The sequence below is a fragment of the Mesorhizobium sp. M7A.F.Ca.AU.002.02.1.1 genome (assembly GCF_003998535.1).
Classification (GTDB): domain Bacteria; phylum Pseudomonadota; class Alphaproteobacteria; order Rhizobiales; family Rhizobiaceae; genus Mesorhizobium; species Mesorhizobium ciceri.
Genome location: NZ_RZPB01001351.1, coordinates 1 through 802 on the forward strand (window position 1 = coordinate 1; position 802 = coordinate 802).

An 802-nucleotide genomic window follows, 5' to 3' on the forward strand; every position below is an offset into this window, starting at 1 on the left:
GCTGATCCAGGCCGAAGGTCTGGACGACAAGCGCTGGCCGGCCAAGCAGTTCGCCCAGATGATCGACGGCTGGAAGAACAAGGGGCAAGGCCCCGCCGACATTGCCGAGGGCGACGCGCGCGCCTTCGCCAACGGCAAGGGCCGCGAACTCTACAAGGCCTATCAGGAGCGGCTGAAGACGCTGAACGCCTGCGATTTCGGCGACCTGCTCTGCCACCCGATCCGCATCTTCCGCGCCAATCCGGACGTGCTGAAGGAATACCATAAGCGCTTCAAGTACATCCTCGTCGACGAGTACCAGGACACCAACACCGCCCAGTACATGTGGCTGCGGCTGTTGGCGCAAAGGCCTCAAGGCAAGCCGATCTCCCCCCTTGAGGGGGAGATTGGGCGCTCTTCGGCCGAAACCCGCGCCACCGTAAACATCTGCTGCGTCGGCGATGACGACCAATCCATCTATGGCTGGCGCGGCGCCGAGGTCGACAACATCCTGCGTTTCGACAAGGATTTTCCCGGCGCCACCATCATCCGGCTGGAGCGCAACTACCGCTCGACCGCGCACATCCTTGGTGCCGCCTCCCACCTCATCGCCCACAATGAGGGCCGCTTCGGCAAGACGCTGTTCACGGATCGCAACGATCCCGAGGATGGCAAGGTCAATGTCCACGCCGCCTGGGATTCCGAAGAAGAAGCCCGCGCCATCGGCGAGACCATCGAGGCCTATCAGCGCCAGAAGCACAATCTCAACGACATGGCTATTCTTGTCCGTGCATCCTTCCAGATGCGGGCCTTCGAGGATCGC

Annotated in this window: 1 protein-coding gene; it reads left to right on the plus strand. The window is 62.5% G+C overall.

The features are described from left to right. Nucleotides 1–802: UvrD-helicase domain-containing protein (locus EN879_RS37660; RefSeq protein ID WP_164774927.1), on the plus strand; the 802-nt coding region annotated here is incomplete at both ends.